This is a genomic window from Arthrobacter sp. P1_B9, assembly GCF_056406495.1.
The window spans coordinates 48,992-71,846 of sequence record NZ_JBFUAA010000017.1; the positions used below are offsets into that span (position 1 = coordinate 48,992).

Here is a 22,855-nt window from a genome sequence, read left to right on the forward strand (position 1 = left end):
AGCCTGTTCCGGGCGCGGCAATTTGGGGGAAATTTTTATGCTGCTATTCGACCGCGTCCGGCCTCTATCAATTCCGTTGTTCCTGGGTGTGGTCATGATGCTTTCTCTGACACCGCTTGCCCCCGCATCCGCCGCGCCGGATACGACGACGGCGGTCAGTGCAGCGTCCGCCGCGCCGTTGACGACGGCCCCCGTGCCGACGGTCAAGGGCACAACAAAGGTCGGCTACACCCTGACCGCGGTCCCGGGCATCTGGGGTCCGGCACCCGTCACTCTGACGTATCAGTGGAAGGCGAACGGCGTCGTCATCATTGGCGCGACCGCCGCCACCTACAAACTGGCCGCGGCGCAGGCCGGCAAGGCCCTCACCGTCACCGTCACCGGAACCAAGACCGGCTACACCACCGCCGCGAGGACCTCGGCCGGCACAGCGGCAGTCACGCCCGCCGGACCCGGCGTCGACGTGTCCTGGCCGCAGTGCGGCAAACCCCTGCCCAAGGGCCAGAGCTTCGCGATCATTGGTGTGAACAACGGCCTGGCGAACAACACCAACGCGTGCCTGGCCACCCAGCTGTCCTGGGCCGCCACGTCCACCGGCGGGACCGGGCAGCCCCTCGTGGCCCTGTACGTAAATACCGGGAACCCCGGGACGGCCGGCTCCTGGTGGCCCACCAGCAACACCTATGCCGGGAAGACCGTGGCCAACCCGTACGGCACGTGCACCAAGGGCTCGGTCGGTTCGGCGTGCTCCTATATGTACGGTTACGCCAAGGCCTACGACGACGCCATCATCCGCGGGGTCAAGAACCCGGCCTCCTACACCTGGTGGTTGGACGTCGAGACCGAAAACTCCTGGTCAACGAACAAGGCCGCCAACAGAGCTGATCTGGAGGGCATGGCCGCCTACTTTGCCAGCATCGGCGCCAAAACCGGGCTCTACTCGACCGGCTACCAATGGGCACAGATCATCGGCACGGTGCCCTCGACAAGCAACCTTTACGCCCAGCGAAGCTGGCTCGCCGGCGGGAGCTCCTTCCAAAACGCCAGCAGCATGTGTTTGGCAGCGCCGCTGACAGGCGGCGGGAAAGTCACCATGGCCCAGTACATCTCGGGCGGCTTCGACTACAACAAGTCCTGCATCTGAGTTCCAGCCTCCGGCCAGCCGCGCCCCAACGTTTGTGCCGGGCAGCGCTCACGGCCCGACGTTCAGCAGTTCCGGGTCTGACGCTGTCGCCTGGTGTGTTCTGGGATCATCAATGTTCGCCGTGTCGCACGGCTGAGTAGCCCGGATTCAGTAGTCCGGATAGAGCTCCTCGGACGCTGTAACTGGATTGAGGGGCTCGGCAATCAATGCGGGGTCACCGAGTGCCGCTTCCGCGAGCGCTTCGCACGTCGTGAAGCGGACATCGCCTCGTTCCAGCGCAGTTTCGATCACGGTCCGCAGCGCCTCCAGCCGTCCTGCCCGCCCAGTGAGGAACGGGTGGCAAGTGAGCATGAAAAGAGCACCATGACGTCGCATTGCTTCGATCTCATGAATCCACATGTCCGCCACGACAAGTGGCGACTGGATGATTTCACCGATCTTGGGTTCCGGAAGGAAGGCATACTGCTCCCAGTCATCCAGACTCCAATGTGGGGGGAGCTCCGCAACTGTGCCTGCGGGGGTTTCGATGAGATAGGGGACGTCCGCGTCCATCAGGCTGGAATCGTATTTCAGCCCGTATTCAGCCACCAACGACGGTGTCTGCCACGAGGGCTCCCACAGTGCGGCGCGATGCCCCTTTGGAGAAATGCCGAAACGCCCGAGTGCAGCTAGCGCCAGATCGAAGTCGGCGCGTTCGTCGTCGAAACTCATGTTCACCGCGGTGCGGTGAGTGTGTGAGTGGTGCGCGATCTCATGACCCGATTCCAGGACCTGTTCCACCATGCGGGGATACCGCTCCGCGGTTACTCCTGGAATGAAGAATGTCGCCGGCTGCTGCACATCCTTCAACATCTGGAGAATCCGGGGAACACCCACCTTGGGTCCGAACGCCTGGTGGGTCATCGCCATCGCATTGTCGGCGTAGCGCCGGCCGGCGGCCAGGACGGGGGACTCGGCGTCGACGTCGAAGGTCAATGCGGCAACGCAGGCCGCCCCCTGCCTCCAGCCGCTTTTATCGAATGTCATGTTCGTCCCTCTTCGAAGAAATGGGTTGGAAGAAATGAGTCAGAAGAAAGGGGTCAGAAGTCATGGGTGGAGAGCCAGTCGGCATAGTCGCCGAGGGCCCGATGCAGCGGCCAGACCGATTCGTAGCCGAGATCCGCGGCTGCGGAAGCGATGCTGAAGTGGCCCTGCAGATCCAAGGTTGGATCCGTCCCGGGCCCGATCTCCACGGAGGCGTCCGGGAATGCGATTCGAACTTCTTTGACGACGTCGCTGAGTGTCCAGTACTCGCTGCCGGAGATGTTGTAGGCCAGGGGCCTGGCCCGGGCCGTTTCTGGTGCCTGGACTGCCGCCAGGACGGCAAGAGCGACGTCGCGGACGTAGACAAGGTTGTAGCGGTGGTCGGCCCCGTGGTCCTGTGAGAATGAACCGTCGCGGACTACGCCGCGCATAATGTCCCGCATGACTTCATCCATGCGGTTTCCGGGTCCGTAAACCTGGCCGATGCGCAGGGAGATGACGTCGATTCCATACCTGTCGCCGTAGACCCGTCCGAGCCATTCCCCGGTAACCTTCGTCACGGCGTAAGGCGTCGTCGGATTTACTGGCTCCGATTCGAGAACCACCGGTGCTGAGGTCTTTCCGTACACGCACTCGGAAGAGAAGTTGATGATCCGTTTGACGCCGTGGAGTCGTGCCGCCTCGAAAACCGCCACCGTTCCCTCGACGTTGGCAGCAAACGTAGCCAGGGGAAAGCTCAGGGAATAGGTCGGGTGGGATATGGCGGCGGTATGGACGATGGTGTCGACGTCGTGCTCCTTGAATACTTCGAGGAGACGGGGGATATCGAACAGTTCGCCCTGGACGGAAACGACGTCGGGGCGTGGCGCCTCGATGAAGTCCCGGTTGTAGCTGACTGTTTGATGGCCGGCGTCGGCGAGTTCGTTGACGATGTGGCGTCCGGTGAATCCGGCACCACCTGTGACCAGAACAGAGCTCATGTGATGTTGCCTTTCACTAGGTGCGTTGGATGTGGGATTCAATGTCCGAGTGGGAACGTCGTGGTCCGACCACCATCGACAACAAGGTTTGTTCCCGTGACATACGAGGATTCAGGACCCAACAGCCACAGCGCCGCGGCTGCAATCTCCTCCGGCAGGGCGAACCGGCCAAGCGGCACGGACACTTCGTCCCGGGCGCGTTCTTCTTCGTTCGCGAACTCGGCCGCAAGCATCGGGGTATCTGTCGTGCCCGGCGACAGTGCGTTGACCCGGACGCCGGCCGGTGCGAGTTCGGCGGCCAGTGACCGCATCATCGACAGCACGCCGCCCTTGGTCGCGGTGTATGCGGTGTAGCCTGCCTGGCCGACGAGTGACAGCTCGCTGGCAGTGCAGACCAGCGATCCACCGCCGTTGGCCGAGAGCGTCCGCGCCGCTGCCCGGGCGAAGTGGAAAGTGCCGGTCAAGTTCACCCGGATCAGTCTCTGCCACAGCTCGTCGGATGTTTCGGCGATGGGCGCAACACTGGAGATTCCTGCGGCGTTGAAGGCCCCGCTGAGGGGCCCGAGTTCTGCTTCCGCCCGGGCGAAGGCGCCATCGACCTGTTGGGACTCAGATACGTCGGCTTCGATGAAGATCACAGCGCCCGAGACTTGGCTTTTTGCGTCTTCAAGCAGACGGTCCGGGAGACCGACCGCTGCAACCTTTGCCCCTTGCGCCAGAAGGGCCCGGGTGGTCGCGAGACCGATGCCGGAGCTGGCTCCGGTGACAAGGTAGGCCTTGTCCTGAAAATGGCTCATGTCTCCTCTTCCCCGTTGGATGTGGAAAGGCGGGCAGCATGCCCCCGGTCACGATTCGGGGGCATACGCCGGATTTGCCGGTTTAACCCAGATGGCTGATTTAGCCAACGAGCGCACGAGTGTGGTCGTTAAGGAACATGCCGCGGGGGTCGAACTCCCGGCGTATCTGGATGAAGGTGTCAAGCTCCGGGTAGAGACGCTCCAACCGGCTCCTCGTCATGAAATGGATCTTTCCCCAGTGCGCGCGGGGCTCGAATTCCTGCAGCACCGCATCCGCATCCCGGAAGAAGGGCCAGTAGTCGGTCCCGGGTTCGGTGGTCAGGGTGATAACGGTGGTGTCGCGTCCTTGGAACTGGGACATGTAGCCTTCGTCGGCTTTCACCCAGCGGACCTCAACGGGGTACTTCTGGTCGGAATGCTTGGTGCGGATCAGCTCCTGGACAGCCTGGACGGCCGCCAGGCCGTGTTCGCTGGGAACGAAGTACTCCAGTTCATGGAACGGTGTGGTGAATCCGCCCGGGTAGATGCGGTACGACCGGTCCAGCCGGGCACCGTCCGTGCGGGAAATTTCACGCTCGTCCTGGACCTGGGCGACGTTGTACCGCTTGGTGTAGCTGCGGTTTGCCATGCTCTGGCCCGGCGAACCGGGCAGGTCCAGGAGCTCACAGGAATCGTTGTCCGGGCACCAGAGGAACGAGTAGTGCCGGTTCCCGTCGATGTCGGCCTGCCAGGTTGCCGCGGTCTCCGCCCACGCGGGATAGGTAATCTCCTCCTGCAGGTAATAGCGGTCCTCGACCGCCAGTTCGACCTCCAGGAAGATTCCGAGCGTCCCCAAGGCGACCTGGGCGGCCCTGAGTTCGCGGAGTTGCCCTTCGCCGATTTCGACGATTTCGCCGTAACCGTTGATCAGCCGGACCCAGCGCAGTGCCGATGAGAAGCTGCCCAGGTTCTTTCCGGAGCCGTGGGTGCTGGTCGCGAGTGCCCCGGCGATCTGCTGCTTGTCGATGTCGCCCTGGTTGCCCAGTGCCAGCCCCTGCTCCCACAGCGGATCGCCAAAGGCGTTGATGGTGGTGCCGGCCAGGGCCCTCGCACGGCGCCCCATGAGGTCGGTTCCGGTGATGGCCGAGAGTGCGGACATGTCCATCAGGACTCCGCCCGTCTGGACAAGCGGTGAGGACGAATGCCCTGAGCCGACTGCACGTACGGGGAGGCCTTCGCGGATGGCGAACCGGACGGCGTCGAGCGCCTCCTGTTCGTTCCGCGGCCGGACGGTGAAGGCCGGCGTGGCGCTCTGGTTGCCGCCCCAGTTGGTCCAGGTTACGTCTGTCCCGAACGGAGCGGACGGGGTTGCGGCGCGCGCCGACGACGCGGAGTGGGGATGATTCGTGGTGGTCATTGCTGGGCTCCGATGCTGGTCTAAACGCTCATGCGCCGTGGTTGATCATGACGTGCTTGGTCCGGGAGTAATCGTCCAAGGCATACAGCGAGAGGTCGCGGCCGTAGCCGGATCCCTTGAATCCGCCCCACGGAACCTCGCAGGCCAACACCAGGTGTGAATTGACCCAGACGGTGCCGAAATCGAGCTGCTTCGGAATGCGGAGCGAGAGGCTCGAATCCCGGGTCCATACCGAGGCGGAAAGCCCGTAGGGACTCTCGTTGGCCCGGGTGATGGCCTCTTCAGTGGAGCTGAAGGACTCGACGGTGACCACTGGGCCAAAGATTTCGTGGGTAGCAATATGCGCCCCGGCCGGGACGTTGCTGATTACGGTGGGTTCAATGAAGTAGCCGGGGCCTTCCAACTCCGAGCCGCCGATGGCCACCTGAAGGCCCGCAGCCTTTGCCTCGGCAAGCGCTTCCTTCACGCGTTCGAAGTGCGGGCGCGAAATCATGGGACCGATTTCCACGTCTTCCCCTGCGCCCGGAGCGCCGACGACGAGCGTGCTGACTTCGCGTACCAGGTGTTCGGTGAACTCCTCGGCCACGGACTCGTGCACGAGCACACGGCAGGCGGCGCCGCAGTCCTGGCCGGCATTCCAGAAGCCGGCGTTTCGCACGCCGGCGGCGGCCGCGCGGAGGTCGGCGTCGGGGAAGACAACAACCGGGGCCTTGCCGCCGAGTTCCAGATGGACGCGCTTGACGGACCTGGCCGCGGTCTCCGCCACTGCCTGTCCGCTGACGACGCTTCCCGTCAACGCAACGAGGGCGACATCAGGGTGTTCGGAGAGTCGCTGCCCAACGGTTCGGCCCTTTCCCGTCACGACGTTGAGGATGCCGTCGGGGATGCGTCCGGCGACAAGTTCTGCCAGCTTCAGCGTCGAGAGCGGCGTCTGTTCCGAGGGTTTGAGGACGATGCTGTTTCCGGCGGCGAGGATGGGCGCGATCTTCCAGGCAGCCATCAGCAGCGGGTAGTTCCAAGGGGTGATGACGCCGACGACGCCGACGGGTTCCCTGAGGATGACCGAGGTGTGTCCGGTGGCGTAGTCGCCGCCTGCCATGGAGGTCAGTGTGCGGGAAGCCCCGGCCATGAACCGGAAGGTGTCGATGGTGCTGGAGACATCGTCCTCCGCGACGGTTCGCGGTTTGCCGGTGTTGGCGGACTCGATGATTTCGAAGGCTTCACGGTTGGCTTCAATGATGTTGGCGATCAGGGAGAGCACCTCGGAGCGTTCCTTCGGTGTCGTGGTGCCCCAGGACTTCTGGGCCGCCACGGCTGCTTCAACCGCAGCGTCCACATCCGCGGCCGTGCCGGCAGGAACCGATGCGATGACCTGTTCCGTGGTGGGGTCGACGACGTCGATCAGCCGGGTCGCGGAACCGGAAACAAACGCTCCGCCGATGAAGTGCCCCGCCGGAGGCAGGAAGCTGGCGCAGCTTTGCTCCTCGGAGGAACGTCGGACTGTGAACTGCTCGGTGTCAGTGAGTGTCATGATATTTCGCCTTTGTTTTCTGCGCCGATCGCGGCGCCGGGAGTTTGGTGTGGGGGTGGGCGGTCTGTGCCCGGGGTGCGCGGTGTGCCGGAGCGGGCGTTACGCCCGCGGCGCCTCAATCAGGTCACCTGCGAATGCGGGCGACTGAAAGGGGGCGGCTTCCGGCGTTTTCCGGAACATGCGTGCCGCGAAGTAGTACAGGGGTGCAACAACCACCAGGCCGACAATCCAGGAGAGGTCCACGCCGTTCATCGCTGCGGCAGCGGGGCCCGTGAACATCGCTGTCGCCGAGAACGGAACCTGGATCAGTGCGCCGGCAACATAGGCTCCGATCGCCACCCAGTTGAACCTTCCGTACACTCCGCCGTCGCGCTTGAAGAAGTCTTCAACCCGGTAGTCGCCGTGCCGCAGGAGGTAGTAATCGACCAGGTTGATGGCCGTCCAGGGAACCAGGACGTACATCAGGAAGGAGAGGAAGTTCGTGTAGAAGAAGATGAAATTGTCACGGGCGAACAGCGCGATCATCAGGGCTAGGGTGAAGAGGAGGATTGACGCAATGGTCCGGGTCTTGGCGTGGGGCAACCAGGCCGGCCTGAACGTCTGCCCAATGGTGAGGGTGCACAGGACCCCGCAGTAGAGGTTCATGGCGTTCGACGCCGCAACGCCAAGGCAGAAGATTCCGATGATCACCATGGTCCATGGCCCGAGCAGGGCTCCCAGGCTCCCTACTATTTCGACGCTGCTGCCATCGTTGATCAGCGCCAGTGCGAGCGTTCCCACCAGGGCACCCAGGACCATCGGGAAGAGTGTTCCCAAGACGCAGCCTGAATAGGACGCCCAGAACGCCGGGGCCGAGCCGGTGCCCTGAGGCATGTAGCGGGAGTAGTCCGAGACGTAGGGAGCGTAGGCGAGCTGCCAGAGGGCGGAGACGGAGATAGTGGCCATGAAGCCGACCCAGTTGAAGTTTCCCTGGTCCAGGAAGCTGGCCGGCAATCCGTGGACGGCCAGGATCCAGACGAAGGCCAGCACCAGCGCCAGACCGGCCACGATGCTCAAGATGCGTGCATAGGCGTGGATGAGCCGGTAGCCGAAGATGGTGGCCACGACGCTCACGACGCCAATGACAATGATGCCTGCATCGACGCTGATGCCCGGGGTGACTGCGGCCAGCGCTTGGCCGCCAAAGACGAGGTTCGCCGCAAAGAACCCGATGTACATGACCACCACGATGACCACGATCAGCAGTGCCCCGTACGAACCGAACTGGCCGCGGGTCTGAATCATCTGCGCCACGCCCAGCTGCGGGCCCTGGGCCGAATGCAGTGCCATGAAGATGCCACCGACAACGTTCCCAATGATGATTCCGACGATTGCCGGCACAAAGCTGAGCCCGAACACCGTCGTCGCGAGTCCCCCGGTCACGATGGTCATGATCATGATGTTGGAACCGAACCAGATGGTGAAGAGGTCCCGGGCCTTGCCATGGCGTTCGTGGGCCGGGATGGGTTGAATGGTCTTGTCCTCGAGCCGGGGTACTTCGGCTGTGACGGCGTGAGTGGGTCGAGCGTTCATGATGCGTTCCGGGAGTTCATGGGAACCTCTTTGTTCTGTCCCGGCGCTTCGTCGAGCACGGGATCTGATGTATCAATCATTCGTGACTTTTGTCACAGTGGTAATCCGGCGATTGAATAGTTGCCGTAGACCTGTTCATACATATGTATAAATCAGGCGCGAGAGCCCAGCAGTTGTGGTCAGACGGTGGCCGCTTGCAGCTCCTCAGTGACGTTGGCGGTGGCCTTGCTGCGGTTCACCATCAGGGCGAGGAGGTCGAAGACCAGCGTCGCCGCGGCGACTGTGGTGATGTCTGCATGGTCGTAGGCCGGAGCGACCTCGACGACGTCGGCGCCCACGATGTTGATGCCGTTCAATCCGCGGAGCAGCGCCAGCAGTTCGCGGGAGTGGAGCCCGCCCATTTCCGGAGTGCCGGTGCCCGGGGCGTAGGCCGGGTCCAGGACGTCGATGTCGATGGAGACATAGACCGGGGTGTCGCCCAGCCGGTCCTTGACGCGCTGGATCGCGGCCGGAACCCCGATGACGTCCAGGTCCGAGCAGCGGATGATCTGAAAGCCGAACTCGTGGTCGCGAAGGAAATCGTTGCGGTCATAAACCGGGCCGCGGATGCCGACGTGCATCGACTTGTCCTCGACCAGAAGGCCTTCCTCGAAGGCCCGACGGAAGATGGTTCCGTGCGTGACCGGCTGGTCGAAATAGGTGTCCCAGGTATCCAGGTGTGCGTCGAAGTGGAGCAGGGCGACGGGGCCGTGGACCTTGTTCAAGGCCCGCAGCATCGGGAGCGCGATCGTGTGGTCGCCGCCGATGGAGATGAGCCTCTTGCCGGAGCCGGCGTCGCCAAGGAGCGGGAGGGCCTGTTCCTCGATCTCGCGGACTGCGCGGGCGATGTCGTAGGGGGTACAGGCGATGTCGCCGGCGTCCACAACCTGGGCTTCGTACACCGGCTCAACGTCGAGCTCAGGGTGGTAGCCGGGGCGCAGGAGCCGCGACGCTTCACGGACAGCGGCCGGACCGAAGCGGGCGCCGGGGCGGTAGGAGGTACCGCCGTCGAACGGGACACCGACGATCGCAATGTCGTAGTCCGGAACCCGGTCAATCTGAGGAAGCCGGGCAAAAGTGCCCAGGCCCGCATAGCGGGGAACTTTTGTTGCGTCGACGGGGCCGATTGGCTTGTGCGTGGTCATGACTGGGGTCCTCCGGTTGCTGTGGTTTCAGTCGGCCTGGCAATTTCTTCCTGCGCCGGTCGAGGTCTATGCCTTAACTATTAGTGATCGGCGTCACGCGGTACATCCGCCGATTGACTACAAAGAGCCGAGAGGCTTATACATATGTATAAGCGGCTTGGGGACGGCCTCCGGACTCATGAACAGGAACCGCGCATGGCGATCACCGTGGCCGAACTGCTTGCCGAACCCCAGCTGGGACTGAGCCTTCTGGCGGGTTCCGCCGGTCTGGGCAACCGGGTCACCTGGGCCCACACCTCCGACCTGCCGCGCCTGTGGGAATGGGTCACCGGCGGCGAGCTCATGATGACTAACGGGCTCTCCATTCCGGCCGATCCCGAGGGGCAGGTTGAGCTTGCCGAGGCACTGGTGAACGCAGGTGCCAGTGCACTGGCGATCGGCGAGCAGATGCATGCCCCTGAACTCTGTCTCGAGTTCCTCGATGCCTGTGACCGCTTGCCGTTGCCGCTCATCAGCATCCCCTACCCGCTTCCGTTCATCGCCATCGCACGTTCGGTCGCTGAGTCTTCGTTGCTCGAAGAGTCCCGCAGGCTGCGCCAGACGGCCCGTATTTATGACCTGCTTCGGCTGGCGGGGCCATCTGAGGGCAACTGGCTGGGACTGATCCTGGGTATCGAAGCCGAACTCGATGCCAGCCTCTTCGTCATTGATCGACGGTGCCTGCACGCCTGGCATCCCGGAGGCCAGCCGCTGCCACCGGGCCTCAAGCAGCAACTTGAACCGCTGACCAGCAAGTCACCGGTGGCCAGCAAGAAGTTCCAGTGGCATCGGTTGGGGGAAGGCCACCTTCTGATGATGGATATTCCGACTCACGCCAACGCGCTTCTGGTGGTGCTGCCGAAATCCGAACCGCTCCCGGACGCGGTAGTGCTGCTCCATGCGGCCACAGTCCTGGGACTCGAGCTGTCGCGGACGGTGCTGTCTCTCGAGAACCAGCGCCGGCTGGGTGCGGAGTTCCTTTTGCAGGCCTTTGACGGGCGCCTGGGCATAGCCGACATTGAAAGCCGACTGCCTGAGTTCGGGATTTCGTCACGGGAATTCCTCATCATCTCTATGTCCAGCGACGACGGTGAGCGCCTGGCAGGGATCCACGTTGATCTCTGGCGACACGGCTACCCGACGGCGTGCCAGCGCAGATTCGACACAATCCATTTGGCTGTCGCAGCAGACTGCACCGATGATCTGCTGCGACACACGGTCCCCTTGGACGTCAGGATCGGGATCAGCCGGCCTTCCGCGGCCGCTGGTGTGCAGAGAGCTCTTCAGGAATCGATGTGGGCACTTGGGACGGCGTCAAGCACCGGCGAGCGGTTGGTCCGCTATGCCGAGGGACCCTCGTGGCTCGGGCTCACCAGCTTTGAGGAAGGCCACGCCCTGGTACAGCGGCTCCTCGGACCCATTTTCGAGTACGAACAGCGGGAAAACGGGGACCTCATCGTCACGCTCAAGACGTTCCTCGACACGCAACGGTCCTGGCAGAAAACGGCAGCCGCCCTGTTCGCGCATCGGCAGACCATCATCTATCGCATCCGAAAGATCAGCGAGCTGACGGGCCTCGATATGACCGAAACCTCCACTCTGGCGCAACTGTGGTTTGCCCTGCAGATCCATGAAGCCATGGACCTCCACGACAATCCGCGGCGCCTGCCGTCGGCTGAGGTCAGCACTCCACGACGGCAGTACCGCTGACCACGACGCTCACCATCACGTGTCTGCCTCACCACGGAACCGGGCGGACCATGCGCACGGCCGCCCAGCTCAGTCTGCTCGGCTACACCGTGGTCCCGCACATCGCGGCCCACAGCCTGGCGGATCGCACCCAGCTGGCCGGCATCATCCGGGAATGTGCTGGGTACGGCATCCCGGAAGTGTTCGCGGTTGGCGGTGACGCCCCGCAGCCCGCGGGTCCCTTCGCCGATGGCGGCGAGCTGCTGCGCGAGATCGCCGAAATCAGCGGCGGCCAGATGGCCGTTGGGGTCGCCGGGTATCCGGAGGGTCATCCCGGCATCGGCCCGCTGCAGCTGCTCGAATCATTGTTGGCCAAGCAGGAACTTGCCTCCAACGTCTTCACGCAGATGTGCTTCTCGGCAGACAGTATCCATAGCTACACGGCGATGCTGCGTCGCGAGGGAGTCATGCTTCCGGTCCTGGCCGGGGTTGCCGGGGCCGTCCCAAGAACCAGGCTGATTGCACTGGCAACGAAGATCGGCGTCGGAACGTCCCTGCGGTTCCTTAGCCGGAAACGACCGCTCGCCCGCCGCCTCCTGAGCGGCGAACGCTACTCGCCCGGCACTCTCATCAACGAGCTGACCGCCCAGCCTGTCGTCGACGGCATCCATCTCTACAGCTTCAATTGTTTTGACGAGTTACCCGGTACCGTCGCCGCTTCGTCGACGGAACCCTCCGCCACCGGGCTGGAAACGTTGACTGGAAATGCGTCGCCCGGCTAGTCGCCTGTTTTAGGACATAAGAAAACCCCTCCGTCCCGGCCAAATTCGCCGGAGCGGAGGGGTTCGTGGGGCCCCCTGTCGGATTCGAACCGACGACCCCCGCTTTACAAGAGCGGTGCTCTGGCCAACTGAGCTAAGGAGGCATTCCTGCTTCCCGACACAACTCCGGGCCACAAAATGGCGCGGATGCCAGGACGCTAGACAAGATTAGCCCACCGACGCCCGGTGAGAAAAACCCAGAGAAAAACGCGCAACGCGCCTCCCGCCCAGCGAAGGCCACAGCGAAGGCCACAGCGAAGGCCTGAAGCGAAGACTAAAAGCAATGGCCCGGCCCCGGAACGATCCGGGGCCGGGCCATCAACTTGTGGCCTTCAACTTGTGGCCTTCAACGGCATGTGCCGTTGTGCGGTTACTTCTTGGCGTCGACCGCGGCCTGCAGGTACTGGTCGAAGGGGGTCTGGGCGCTGTCGCCGACGCCCCACTGCTTGCCTTCGACGAACACGGTGGGCGTGCCGGTGATGCCGATTACCGTGGCCTCCTGGGTGGTGTGCTTCACCCACGGGCGGTAGGTCTTGCCATCCACGCACGTCTCGATGCTCTTGGCCCCGGCGTCGGTGGCCAGCTTCTTCAGCTCGTCGTCGGAGAGTCCGGCGCTGCCTTCGGCCGGCTGCTTGGCGAACAGCAGGTCGACGAAGTCCGAGTACTTTTCCGGGGATTCGTTGACCACGCAGGCTGCGGCGTTGGCCGCGCGCGAGGAGTAGTTCGTGGTGGACCGGCTGTCAAGGAATCCGAGCGGGCGGTACTCCACGGTGATTTTGCCCTCGTTGCGCAGCTTGGTGAGCGTCTCGTTGTACTGCGCCTCGAAGTTCTTGCAGACGGGGCAGATGAAGTCGATGTAGAGGACCACCTTGACCGGCTTGCCGGCCTCAGCCTCGGCGCCCGGGGCCGTGACCGGAGACGGCGGCGTGGCCGGAGCGGACGGGAGGTCGGACAGCTTCACGGTTGCGGGATCGGTCTTCGCCACCTCGGTGTTCGCCAGCAGGGTGACACCGCCGTGGATGTTGCCATTGGCCGGCGTGGGTCCCTCGTCTGCAACCGGGGCGTTGTTCTTGATGTTGGAGGTGACAACCAGCGCGACGATCACGATGATGGCGACGACGGCGGCAACGATGCCCCAGCCGATCAGCAGCTTGTTGCGCTTCTCCTTCTTCAGCTGCGCATCGCGGATCTCGCGGGCTTTCTCGCGCGCCGCGGCAGTGCGCTCTGCCTTAGACAGTCGGGGTTCGTTTGCGGGGCTCATTGGTTCCTCGGGTCGTTCGGCCAGGGACGGTCCACTCAGTGGCAACGTCATCATTTTAGGGGAGAAACCCGAGAACTTGCGCTTTCAAGTTTCCCTTCCGCCTGCCCAACGGACGAATAGCCCGGAAGATTCCGGGCGGCTAGGGTTGATGAAGAGCCACGAGCGGACCCCAGGGGGCACCAATGAAAGCAACGGACAGCGCCGGCCACGGCACACAGAGCACCACTGACGCGGCGCAGACCGCCACAGACGGCGCCGCCACGGGTGCCGCGGCAGGGGATCAGTTCGACTTCATGGTGGTGTCCAACCGGCTGCCCGTCGACCGCTGTTCTGCCGACGAGGCCGGCTGCGAGGATGGCTGGCGCCGCTCCCCCGGCGGACTCGTGACAGCCCTGGCCCCGATGATGACCAAGACCGACGGCGCGTGGGTGGGCTGGCACGGGGCCCCCGATGAGACGGTCAAGCCTTTCAGCCACGGCGGCATCGACCTGATCCCCGTCCAGCTGAGCACCGAGGACATCGAGCTTTTCTACGAGGGCTTTTCGAACGCCACGTTGTGGCCGCTTTACCACGACGTGATCGCCCCGCCGGAGTTCCACCGCACGTGGTGGGATTCGTACCGGAAGGTCAACCGGAGGTTCGCCGACGCCGTCATCCGCCATGCGGCCGAGGGTGCCACCGTCTGGGTGCAGGACTACCAGCTCCAACTGGTTCCCAAGCTGCTCCGGGAGGCCCGGCCGGATCTGAAGATCGGGTTCTTCAACCACATCCCCTTCCCGCCGCCGGAGATCTTTGCCCAGCTCCCGTGGCGCCGTGCGATCATCGACGGCCTGCTGGGCGCGGACCTGGTGGGCTTCCAGCGCAGCAGCGATGCCGGAAACTTCATGCGCTCCGCACGGCGCTTCCTTGGCGCGAGCGTCAAGCAGCAGCAGGTCCATGTCAGGGGCGCCGACGGCGAGACCACCCACATCGCGAGGGCCCAGGCGTTCCCGATCTCCATTGACGTCAAGCAGATCAGCGAGCTGGCGAAGAAGCCGGAGGTAATCGAGCGGGCGCAGCAGATCCGCCGGGACCTCGGCAACCCCAAGACCATCCTGCTCGGCGTCGACCGGCTCGACTACACCAAGGGCATCCGGCACCGGCTCAAGGCGTACGAGGAACTGCTGCAGGACGCCAAGGTCACCGTCGAGGACGCGACCCTGATCCAGGTGGCCAGCCCCAGCCGTGAGCGTGTGGAGCAGTACCGCCTGCTCCGCGAGGAGGTCGAGGGCACAGTGGGCCACATCAACGGCACCTTCGACACCATGGAGAGCACGGCCGTCCGCTACCTGCACCACAGCTACCCCATCGAAGAGATGGTGTCCCTGTACCTGGCCGCGGACGTCATGCTGGTCACCGCCCTGCGCGACGGCATGAACCTCGTCGCCAAGGAATACGTCACGGCCCGGACAAACAACGACGGAGCGCTGGTACTGAGTGAGTTCGCCGGCGCCGCCGACCAGCTCAAGCAGGCCCTGCTGATGAACCCGCACGACATTGACGGCCTCAAGGACACGATCATGAGGGCAGTCAACATGCAGCCGGCCGAGGCATCACGCCGCATGCGGGCCATGCGCAAGCAGATTCTGGACCACGACGTCGACCTCTGGTCCTCCGACTTCCTGAAAGCCCTCGCCGAAAAGGTTGTACGCGATGACTCCTGACGCCGCCGGAACCCACGACTCAGAGACCAACACTCCAAACCCGGCCCCACTCTCGCTCTCCCCTGAGCTGCTGGCAGCCGTGCGCCGCGTCGCCGGCACCGGGCACCTGCTCGTGGCGATGGACTTCGACGGCACCATGTCACCGCTCGTGGACCATGCGGCCGACGCCCGTGCGCTCCCGCGCTCCGCCGCCGCCTTCGCGGCGCTGGCGGAACTTCCCCGGACGACGACGGCGCTCATCTCCGGCCGGGCGCTGGACAGCCTGCGGGCCGTAGCCTCCCCGCCGGAGGAGACGCTGCTGATCGGCAGCCACGGCGCAGAGGTCTGGATGGGGCCCGGCTCCTCGGAGCTCATGCTCGACGACGCCCAACGCGAACTCCTGGCCGAAGTCCGCCAAGAGCTTGAGGGAATCGTGGAACAGGCCCCGGGGACCCTTTTGGAAGACAAGCCGGCCGGCGTCGTCCTGCACACGCGGCTCGCGGCGGACGACGTCGCCGAGGACGCCGTCGCCGCGGCGCGGGCGGTCCTGCAGGACCGCAGCGGCGTCTTCCTCAAGTCGGGCAACCGCGTCCTGGAGACCTCTGTCGTGAACGCCTCAAAGGGCGAGGGCATTGCCTTCCTGCGGCAGGCTGCCGGAGCCACGGCTGTGGCTTTCGCCGGAGACGACACCACCGACGAGGACGCCCTGGCCAGCCTCGTCCCGGGCGATCTCGGGGTAAAGGTGGGGCTCGATTTCACCCAGGCCGAGTTCCGGGTGGAGGCGCCGGTGCACATCTGCGAACTGCTGGAGGCCCTCCTGCGGGAGCGGAAGAAGGCCCTCGACTCCGGGAGCTAACCCGGGCCTACGGAGCGGTCAACCGGGCGTCGGTCACGACTCAGGTTCGTAGCCGATCAACCAGTGCAGTCCGTGACGGTCGAGGACCTGGCCATCTGTTGCGCCCCAGGGCTTCGGGGCAAGGGGGTCGATCACCCGGCCGTCAACGGCGAGCCTGTCGAACCACTCGTGGAGAACTGCCGGTTCGGCGGTCCCCAGCAGCGAGAGCATGAGGCCTTCGAACCGGACGCTTTTCTCCCCCGGGGCCGCATCCGACCCCGCCAAAGCGACTGCGCCGTTCAGCTGTCCGTGGGCAATGGCATCCGGCGGGCCATCGCTGCGGTTGAACTCCTCGTAGGTGAACAAGGCAAGCTCTCCGCCGAAGACGTCGGCGTAGAAGCCAAGTGCTTCACGCGCCGTGCCGGGGAAACTGACATAGATCTGCAGTGCCGTCATGCGCACAGCATACATACCCACTTCTGGCGCCATGTGTCTGAGCCCACGTGTGACATCCGTAACTTTTTAACCCATTTGGCATATATCTGACATACTCTGTTTGTGATGTGGCGCACAACTACCGTGCGGCGTCACTGGGTACTCCTCGGCTTCGGCCGAGGAGTATGCGTATGAAATCCCACAATTGAATTAACAACTGCATAAAACGACCATTCACTACGGATCGTCCGGCACGTACCTGCCGGTGAAGGGATTGATAACTGTGGCTACAGTTACTTTTGATAACGCAACACGTCTGTACCCGGGCACCGAGAAGCCCGCTGTTGACAAGCTCAACATTGATATCGCCGATGGCGAATTCCTGGTCCTCGTTGGACCCTCCGGCTGCGGAAAGTCGACCTCCCTGCGCATGCTTGCAGGTCTCGAGGACGTCAACTCCGGCCGCATCCTCATCGGCGACCGCGACGTCACGGACGTCCCGCCGAAGGATCGCGACATCGCCATGGTGTTCCAGAACTATGCCCTGTACCCGCACATGACTGTGGCGGACAACATGGGCTTCGCACTGAAGATCGCCGGCGTCAGCAAGGAAGAGCGCGCCGAGCGCGTCCGTGAGGCCGCCAAGCTGCTCGACCTCGAACCGTACCTGGACCGCAAGCCGAAGGCCCTCTCCGGCGGCCAGCGTCAGCGCGTTGCCATGGGCCGCGCCATTGTGCGTAACCCGCAGGTCTTCCTCATGGATGAGCCGCTGTCCAACCTTGATGCCAAGCTGCGCGTGCAGACCCGCACCCAGATCGCGTCCCTGACCCGCCGCCTCGGCGTCACCACGGTCTACGTGACCCACGACCAGGTCGAGGCCATGACCATGGGTGACCGCGTCGCCGTGCTGAAGGACGGCCTGCTGATGCAGGTCGACACCCCGCGCAACCTGTACGACAAGCCCAAGAACGTCTTCGTGGCCGGCTTCATCGGCTCCCCCGCCATGAACCTGCTCGAACTCCCCGTTGTCGACGGCGGCGTGCAGTTCGGCGGAACCGTTTACCCGGTACCGCGCGACGTCCTCGAGGAAGCCCACGGCCAGACCGTGACCCTCGGTTCCCGCCCGGAAGACCTTGAGACTGTTGCCCAGGGTGAAGGTCTCCAGGTCGAGGTCGACGTCGTCGAAGAACTCGGCGCCGACGCTTACGTCTACGGCCACACCACGCTCGACGGCCAGAGCCACGACATCGTGGCCCGCGTCGACGGCCGCCGCCCCCCGATGAAGGGTGAGTCCATCTGGGTCCGCCCCCAGTCGGGCCACGTACACCTGTTCGACACCAAGACCGGCCTGCGCCTCGGCGACTAGTCCCCACCGGCTCCCTAACCTCGCTTCGCGTCGGTCGGGGAACCCTGCCGGCGTGGGCCCATCCACCGGCTCCCTAACCTCGCTTCGCGTCGGTCGGGGAACCCTGCCGGCGTGGGCCCACCCACCGGCTCAGCAGACGGCGGTCCTCCCCAGTGGAGGGCCGCCGTCGGGCGTTAACAACCCTGCTTTAGGTGCGGCCCGCCAAATACGGAAGAATTGATTCATGACCGAGGAAACCCCATGACCGAGGAAAACAGTGCCCAGTGGCACGACGAGCCCACCGACTACGGTCAGATCGGGAAACTGCCCCGGTTCGAGGCCGCCAGCGCCAATGACCAAAAGGCCGCGATGGTGTCCAGCTCGCTGAGCATCACGGCCGCCGCCACCGAGCCCGAGCTGCTGGACCTGCCCTGGCACATTGCCCTCGAGGACTGGCCGGCCGAATATCTGGCAGCCCTCCCCCGCGGCATCTCACGGCACATCGTGCGCTTCGCCCACCTCGGCGGCTCCGTGATCGCCATCAAGGAAACCTCGGAACACGTGGCCCGCCACGAATACCACATGCTGCGCAAGCTCGCCCGGCTGGACGTTCCCGGCGTGGAGCCGGTGGCGGTCATCACCGGACGCACCACCCCGGAGGGCCGGCCGCTGAACCCGGTGCTGGTCACCCGGCACCTGAAGTTCTCCATGCCCTACCGTGCGCTCTTCTCCCAGATGCTGCGCAAGGACACCCTGACCCGGCTCATCGATGCCCAGGCCCTGCTGCTGGTCCGGCTGCACCTGATCGGCTTCTACTGGGGCGACGTGTCGCTCTCCAACACCTTGTTCCGCCGCGACGCCGGCGCGTTCGCCGCCTACCTGGTCGATGCCGAGACCGGCGAACTGTACCCGGATTTGTCCACCGGCCAGCGCGAGTACGACCTCGAAATCGCCCGCGTCAACATCGCCGGGGAACTCATGGACCTCCTCGACGGCGGCCTGATCGAGGAGAAGGTGGACCCCGTGGCCACCAGCGAGCTGATCATGGACAGCTACCGGCGGTTGTGGACCGAGCTGACGGCAAAGGAATCGTTTGAGATCGGGGAACGCTGGCGCGTGGCAGCCCGGATCCGGCGGCTCAACGAGCTGGGGTTCGACGTCGAGGAATACGCGATCAAGACCACGCAGAACGGCTCGACCATCCAGCTCCAGCCGAAGGTCGTCGACGCCGGGCATCACCAGCGCCGGCTGCTGCGCCTGACCGGCCTGGACGCCCAGGAAAACCAGGCCCGCCGGCTCCTGAACGACATGGACTCGTTCCGGGCGGACAACAACCCGGGCATGGACGAGGAATACAGCGCGCACCTGTGGGTCAGCCAGATCTTCGAACCGATCGTCCGGGCCATCCCCCGCGACCTCTCCGGCAAGCTCGAGCCGGCCGAGGCGGTGCACGAGGTCCTGGAGCACCGCTGGTACATGTCCGAGAAGGAGAACCGGCACATCCCCCTGGCGGAGGCCGTCCAGTCCTACATCGACAACGAACTCCGCCACCGCCGGGACGAGGCCGCGATCATGCTCAACCCGGACACGGGGTTGCTCAAGATCCTTGAGGTGGAGACCGAGGAATCACGCTACGGCGCCGACGAATCAGTAGACGAATACCCCGACTCCGACGACTAAGCCGCGCGCCGGGCATGTTGTGGCACGCCCGGGCTAAATCGCCTTCAGCTAAATCGCCTTGCCGGGGTTCAGGATCCCGGCCGGATCGAAGAGTTCCTTGATCCGGCGCTGCAGCTCCCGCACGGGTTCCTTCTGCTCCAGGCCAAGCCAGCGCAGCTTGTACTGCCCGATCCCGTGTTCGCCGGTGATCGTGCCGCCCATGGCCAGGGCCACGGCAATCGACCGGTCCAGGGCGGCGCCCAGGCGGGCCATGGCATCGGGGTCCACGGAGTTGTCCACCCGGTCGACCCAGAAGGTGGGGTGCAGGTTGCCGTCACCGGCGTGCGCCACGACTTTGAGCTGCACCCGGTGCTCCGCCGCCATGGACTCAAGTTCGGCGACGTAATCCACCAGCCGCGATCGCGGCACGGCCACGTCCTCGCCCACCCGGTATTCGTCGTCCACCTCGGTCCCTCGGCTGTTGCGGCGCAGTTCGACAAGCTCCTCTGCCTCCGCGTTGGCCTCCATGGTCACCACCGCTCCTCCCGCCACCAGGACCGGGCGGATGGCCGCGGCTTCCGCCGCCGCGCCGAAGCCGTCGGTCTGGATCAGCAGCAGGGATGCCCCGCGAGCGGCCAGGTCCGAGCCGTGGAGGTCATCGAGTTGGGCGAGCGATCCGCCGTCGAGCAGTTCCATGATGGCCGGCTGTACGCGGGCCCTGCCCACGGCTAGGACCCCGGCCGCGGCGCTGCGGAAGTCCGGGTAGAAGGCGGCGATGGTGTGAACGTCGCGCGGCAGGTACTTCAGCCGTACGGTGACACCGACCACGATCCCCAGGGTCCCCTCCGAGCCGACGAACAGCCCGGTGAGGTCATAGCCGGCGACGCCCTTGAAGGTCTGGTGGCCGGTATGGATGAGGGAGCCGTCCGCGAGGACGACGTCGAGCGCCAGGACAGAGTCGCGGGTCACCCCGTACTTCGCGCAGCGCAGCCCGCCGGCGTTGGTGGCCACGTTGCCGCCGATGGTGGACATCTTGAAACTTGCAGGATCCGGGGCATACATGAGCCCGTGCACGGCGGCGGCCGCATTCAGGTCGGCGTTAATGACGCCGGGTTCCACGACGGCGGTCTCGTCGTCCGGGTTGAGGTCCAGGATGCGGTTCATCCCCTCGAGCGTGAGCACCACGCAGCCCGCGCTCGCGTGGGCGCCCCCGGAGACCCCGGTACCGGCCCCGCGCGCCACAAGCGCGACGCCAAGGTCGGCGCAGGCACGCACAGTAGCCTGCACGTCGGCCACCGATTCGGCGCGGACCACCGCCTGCGGGAGCTGATAATCCAGGACGGGAGCCTGGTCCACGGCATAGGCGGCCAGGGTGGTCGCGTCCACGGCAATTTTCGCCGCGCCCAGGGCGGTGGTCAGCTCGTCGATGATGCTGCGCATGCGGTCTCCAGTTCGGTCGAATCCGGTTCCCAGTCTAAGACTGCGGGAGCGGCAGCCGGGTCCCGGGCAGCACCCATGCGGCAGCGGCCGGACCTCGGGTGCGGATCAGGGCGGATCGGGCGGCCTCATCCGCCCTGATCTTCCCGGCAGACGCGTCCGGCGATGGCTCCGGCGCCCCGCCCGGCGCCCCGCGCGGCTCCCGCCGCAGTTCCACCATGACCTCGCCCGCCGCGTAGGCAGGCCGCCCGGACAGGGCCGCGAGCTGGGCCCCTGAGAGTGTTCCGGGAGCCAGTTCCGCCTCCGCCCCGGCCCGGGCCACCACCACGAGCACTGCGCTCTGCCCTGTTTCACGCACGAACGCCAGGACGTCCCCGCGTGCGTACAGCCAGCGCACGCCGCCGCCCGTCAGTGCGGGCTGGTCCCGGCGCAGCGCGGTGAGGGCTGCGTAGTCCGCCGTCAGGTCGGTGAGGATGCGGCTGGGGTCGTCCCAGGGCATGGGCGTCCGGGAGGACTCCCCGTTGTCGCCTTTGAGTCCGAACTCGTCGCCGGCGAACACCACGGGAACGCCCGGCAGGGTGAACATCAGCAGCGCGCCGAGCCGCTGGCCGCCGTCGATCATCACGGTGGCCGCCCGCGCGGTGTCGTGGCTGTTCAGGGCGTTCATGTTCTGCTGACGGACGTCCCAGCTGAACGCGGAAGCGAGGTCCAGGTGCGTGGCCAGGAAGTCCTCCGCGGCGGTCCGGTTGGGGCCGGGCAGCGGGGTTCCAAAGAAATTGACGTGTCCCGCGTCCCCTGCGAGCCAGGACCACAGCGGGCGGGTGAAGTTGGAGTAGGTCATGGCACCGTGCCAGTGCTCGCCGCTGAAGTCGGGTGCCGCGTCATTCGTGGCCTCGGCGAGCAGAGCCGCCTCGGGGTTGATCGAACGGACGCGGTCCGCGATCAGCCGGGCGACGTCGTAGTTCAGATCGGTGCCGCCGAGCCTGCCGGTCATGTTGCCGACGTCGATCCGCCAGCCGTCCAGGTTGAACGGCGGCCGGAGCCAGAGCGCCACCGGGGAATCGTCATCCAGGACGAATTTCTCGCGCAGGCCCGGGGAGGCCCAGTTGAGCTTGGGCAGCGACCTGACGCCATACCAGGACTCGTACGCCGTGTGGTCGGCATTGAAGTAGTAGTACCCGGCTTCCTCGGAGGCCGGGTCGGCCAGGGCGCGCTGGAACCATTCGTGGGCGTCGCCGGAATGGTTGGCCGTGAGGTCGCCCATCACCCGCAGACCGCGGGCGTGGGCGGCCTGGACGAGTTCCACCAAGGCCTCGTCCCCGCCCAGCAGCGGGTCCACCATGGAAAAGGTGGCGGCGTCGTAGCGGTGGTTGGAGCGGGCCGGGAAGAACGGCGTCAGGTAGATGACGTCGGCCCCGAGCGCCTGAATGTGGTCCAGCCGCTCGGTGATGCCCCGGAGGTCGCCGCCGTAGTACTGGTACGGGGTCTGCGGACCGGAGCCCTCGACCTCGGTGGTGTCCCACCCGCACGGCACGGCCCAGTCCGGGAACGCCTCGTCCGGGGAAGTATGTTCCGGCGCCGGCTGCGACGGCGTGGAGCGGGCGAAGCGGTCCGGGAAGATCTGGTACATCGTTCCCCGGCGCAGCCATTTGGGGGCGGGCCGGAACGTGGTGAGGCGGAAGTCGGCGTAGTCGGAGACGTCCCGGCTGAATAGGCCCTGCGCGTTGAGGGTCCAATACCGCGGGCCGACCTCGATCAGGAAGCGGTAGCGGGCCACCGGGTTGGTCACCACCATCGCAGCCTCCCACCAGGCCCACCCGTCGACGTCGCCAAGGTTCCTGGCCGGATCGTAGCGGGGTTCGCCGTCGTGGATGGACCGGAGCCACACCCGGGCGGCGCGCCCCCAGACGGCCGGCACGCGGAGCCGCAGCCGGACGTCCGCCCCCGGTTCCACGTGCCGGGGCGCGTGGAGTGCCGAGCCGTCGTGGTGCGGCAGCGGGCCGGCGCTGCCTGGCAGCGTCATGC

The 22,855-nt window shown here is 65.3% G+C and carries 18 protein-coding genes and 1 tRNA gene; 7 read left to right on the forward strand and 12 right to left on the reverse strand.

Annotated features, from left to right (window positions below; translation table 11 throughout):
* Positions 1 to 94 precede the first annotated feature (94 nt).
* Entirely contained in the window at positions 95 to 1,144 is a 1,050-nt protein-coding gene (locus tag AC1D1A_RS18880) for a glycoside hydrolase family 25 domain-containing protein (RefSeq protein WP_476948433.1), read from the forward strand.
* 147 nt (positions 1,145 to 1,291) lie between these two features.
* On the opposite strand, the gene AC1D1A_RS18885 is transcribed toward AC1D1A_RS18880, so the two are convergent.
* The 7 genes from AC1D1A_RS18885 to speB form a co-directional block, all read right to left on the reverse strand.
* Complete coding sequence (locus tag AC1D1A_RS18885) at positions 1,292 to 2,170, reverse strand: polysaccharide deacetylase family protein (RefSeq protein ID WP_476948434.1); 879 nt, start codon at positions 2,168 to 2,170, stop codon at positions 1,292 to 1,294.
* A 53-nt stretch (positions 2,171 to 2,223) separates the two neighbouring features.
* Complete coding sequence (locus tag AC1D1A_RS18890) at positions 2,224 to 3,147, reverse strand: NAD-dependent epimerase/dehydratase family protein (RefSeq protein WP_476851558.1); 924 nt, start codon at positions 3,145 to 3,147, stop codon at positions 2,224 to 2,226.
* A 38-nt stretch (positions 3,148 to 3,185) separates the two neighbouring features.
* Complete coding sequence (locus AC1D1A_RS18895) at positions 3,186 to 3,944, reverse strand: SDR family NAD(P)-dependent oxidoreductase (protein WP_476851559.1); 759 nt, start codon at positions 3,942 to 3,944, stop codon at positions 3,186 to 3,188.
* 100 nt (positions 3,945 to 4,044) lie between these two features.
* Positions 4,045 to 5,340 (reverse strand): D-arabinono-1,4-lactone oxidase, encoded by a 1,296-nt coding sequence (locus tag AC1D1A_RS18900; protein WP_476948435.1) that lies wholly within the window; start codon positions 5,338 to 5,340, stop codon positions 4,045 to 4,047.
* Positions 5,341 to 5,368: 28 nt separating this feature from the next.
* Entirely contained in the window at positions 5,369 to 6,871 is a 1,503-nt protein-coding gene (locus AC1D1A_RS18905; RefSeq protein WP_476948436.1) for an aminobutyraldehyde dehydrogenase, read from the reverse strand.
* Positions 6,872 to 6,970: 99 nt separating this feature from the next.
* Positions 6,971 to 8,443, reverse strand: a complete 1,473-nt coding sequence (locus AC1D1A_RS18910) for a purine-cytosine permease family protein (protein ID WP_230007952.1) — start codon at positions 8,441 to 8,443, stop codon at positions 6,971 to 6,973.
* A 179-nt stretch (positions 8,444 to 8,622) separates the two neighbouring features.
* Positions 8,623 to 9,627, reverse strand: a complete 1,005-nt coding sequence (speB, locus tag AC1D1A_RS18915) for an agmatinase (protein ID WP_223914344.1) — start codon at positions 9,625 to 9,627, stop codon at positions 8,623 to 8,625.
* Between the two features lie 195 nt (positions 9,628 to 9,822).
* Here speB and AC1D1A_RS18920 point away from each other — a divergent pair, with 195 nt between their 5' ends.
* Positions 9,823 to 11,376 carry a PucR family transcriptional regulator gene (locus AC1D1A_RS18920; protein ID WP_476860113.1) on the forward strand — a complete coding sequence of 518 codons (1,554 nt, stop codon included), beginning with the start codon at positions 9,823 to 9,825 and terminating at the stop codon, positions 11,374 to 11,376.
* A 50-nt stretch (positions 11,377 to 11,426) separates the two neighbouring features.
* Positions 11,427 to 12,137, forward strand: coding sequence for a methylenetetrahydrofolate reductase (locus tag AC1D1A_RS18925; protein ID WP_476948437.1), 711 nt, complete (start codon positions 11,427 to 11,429; stop codon positions 12,135 to 12,137).
* 66 nt (positions 12,138 to 12,203) lie between these two features.
* Here the strand turns inward: AC1D1A_RS18925 and AC1D1A_RS18930 are convergent.
* Together AC1D1A_RS18930 and AC1D1A_RS18935 are read right to left on the reverse strand one after the other, a co-directional pair.
* A tRNA-Thr gene (locus AC1D1A_RS18930) sits at positions 12,204 to 12,280 on the reverse strand.
* Positions 12,281 to 12,546: 266 nt separating this feature from the next.
* Positions 12,547 to 13,437: a DsbA family protein gene (locus tag AC1D1A_RS18935; protein WP_476887924.1), complete on the reverse strand. Its 891-nt coding sequence runs from the start codon at positions 13,435 to 13,437 to the stop codon at positions 12,547 to 12,549.
* Between the two features lie 293 nt (positions 13,438 to 13,730).
* On the opposite strand from AC1D1A_RS18935, the gene AC1D1A_RS18940 reads away from it, so the two are divergent.
* Entirely contained in the window at positions 13,731 to 15,140 is a 1,410-nt protein-coding gene (locus AC1D1A_RS18940) for an alpha,alpha-trehalose-phosphate synthase (UDP-forming) (RefSeq protein ID WP_476851841.1), read from the forward strand.
* Positions 15,130 to 15,975, forward strand: a complete 846-nt coding sequence (gene otsB / locus AC1D1A_RS18945) for a trehalose-phosphatase (RefSeq protein WP_476860112.1) — start codon at positions 15,130 to 15,132, stop codon at positions 15,973 to 15,975. Before AC1D1A_RS18940 ends, otsB begins: the two co-directional genes overlap by 11 nt.
* Positions 15,976 to 16,008: 33 nt before the next feature.
* Here otsB and AC1D1A_RS18950 read toward each other — a convergent pair whose 3' ends face one another.
* Complete coding sequence (locus AC1D1A_RS18950; protein WP_476887921.1) at positions 16,009 to 16,410, reverse strand: VOC family protein; 402 nt, start codon at positions 16,408 to 16,410, stop codon at positions 16,009 to 16,011.
* 262 nt (positions 16,411 to 16,672) lie between these two features.
* Here AC1D1A_RS18950 and AC1D1A_RS18955 point away from each other — a divergent pair, with 262 nt between their 5' ends.
* Positions 16,673 to 17,755, forward strand: a complete 1,083-nt coding sequence (locus tag AC1D1A_RS18955; RefSeq protein WP_018775851.1) for an ABC transporter ATP-binding protein — start codon at positions 16,673 to 16,675, stop codon at positions 17,753 to 17,755.
* A gap of 240 nt (positions 17,756 to 17,995) precedes the next feature.
* Positions 17,996 to 19,414 carry a DUF4032 domain-containing protein gene (locus tag AC1D1A_RS18960; protein WP_476872201.1) on the forward strand — a complete coding sequence of 473 codons (1,419 nt, stop codon included), beginning with the start codon at positions 17,996 to 17,998 and terminating at the stop codon, positions 19,412 to 19,414.
* A gap of 48 nt (positions 19,415 to 19,462) precedes the next feature.
* On the opposite strand, the gene AC1D1A_RS18965 is transcribed toward AC1D1A_RS18960, so the two are convergent.
* Both AC1D1A_RS18965 and AC1D1A_RS18970 read right to left on the reverse strand, forming a co-directional pair.
* Positions 19,463 to 20,833 carry an FAD-binding oxidoreductase gene (locus tag AC1D1A_RS18965; RefSeq protein ID WP_476948438.1) on the reverse strand — a complete coding sequence of 457 codons (1,371 nt, stop codon included), beginning with the start codon at positions 20,831 to 20,833 and terminating at the stop codon, positions 19,463 to 19,465.
* 34 nt (positions 20,834 to 20,867) lie between these two features.
* A complete protein-coding gene (locus AC1D1A_RS18970; RefSeq protein WP_476948439.1) occupies positions 20,868 to 22,853 on the reverse strand; it encodes a glycoside hydrolase family 13 protein in 1,986 nt (661 codons plus the stop codon).
* Positions 22,854 to 22,855: the final 2 nt, after the last annotated feature.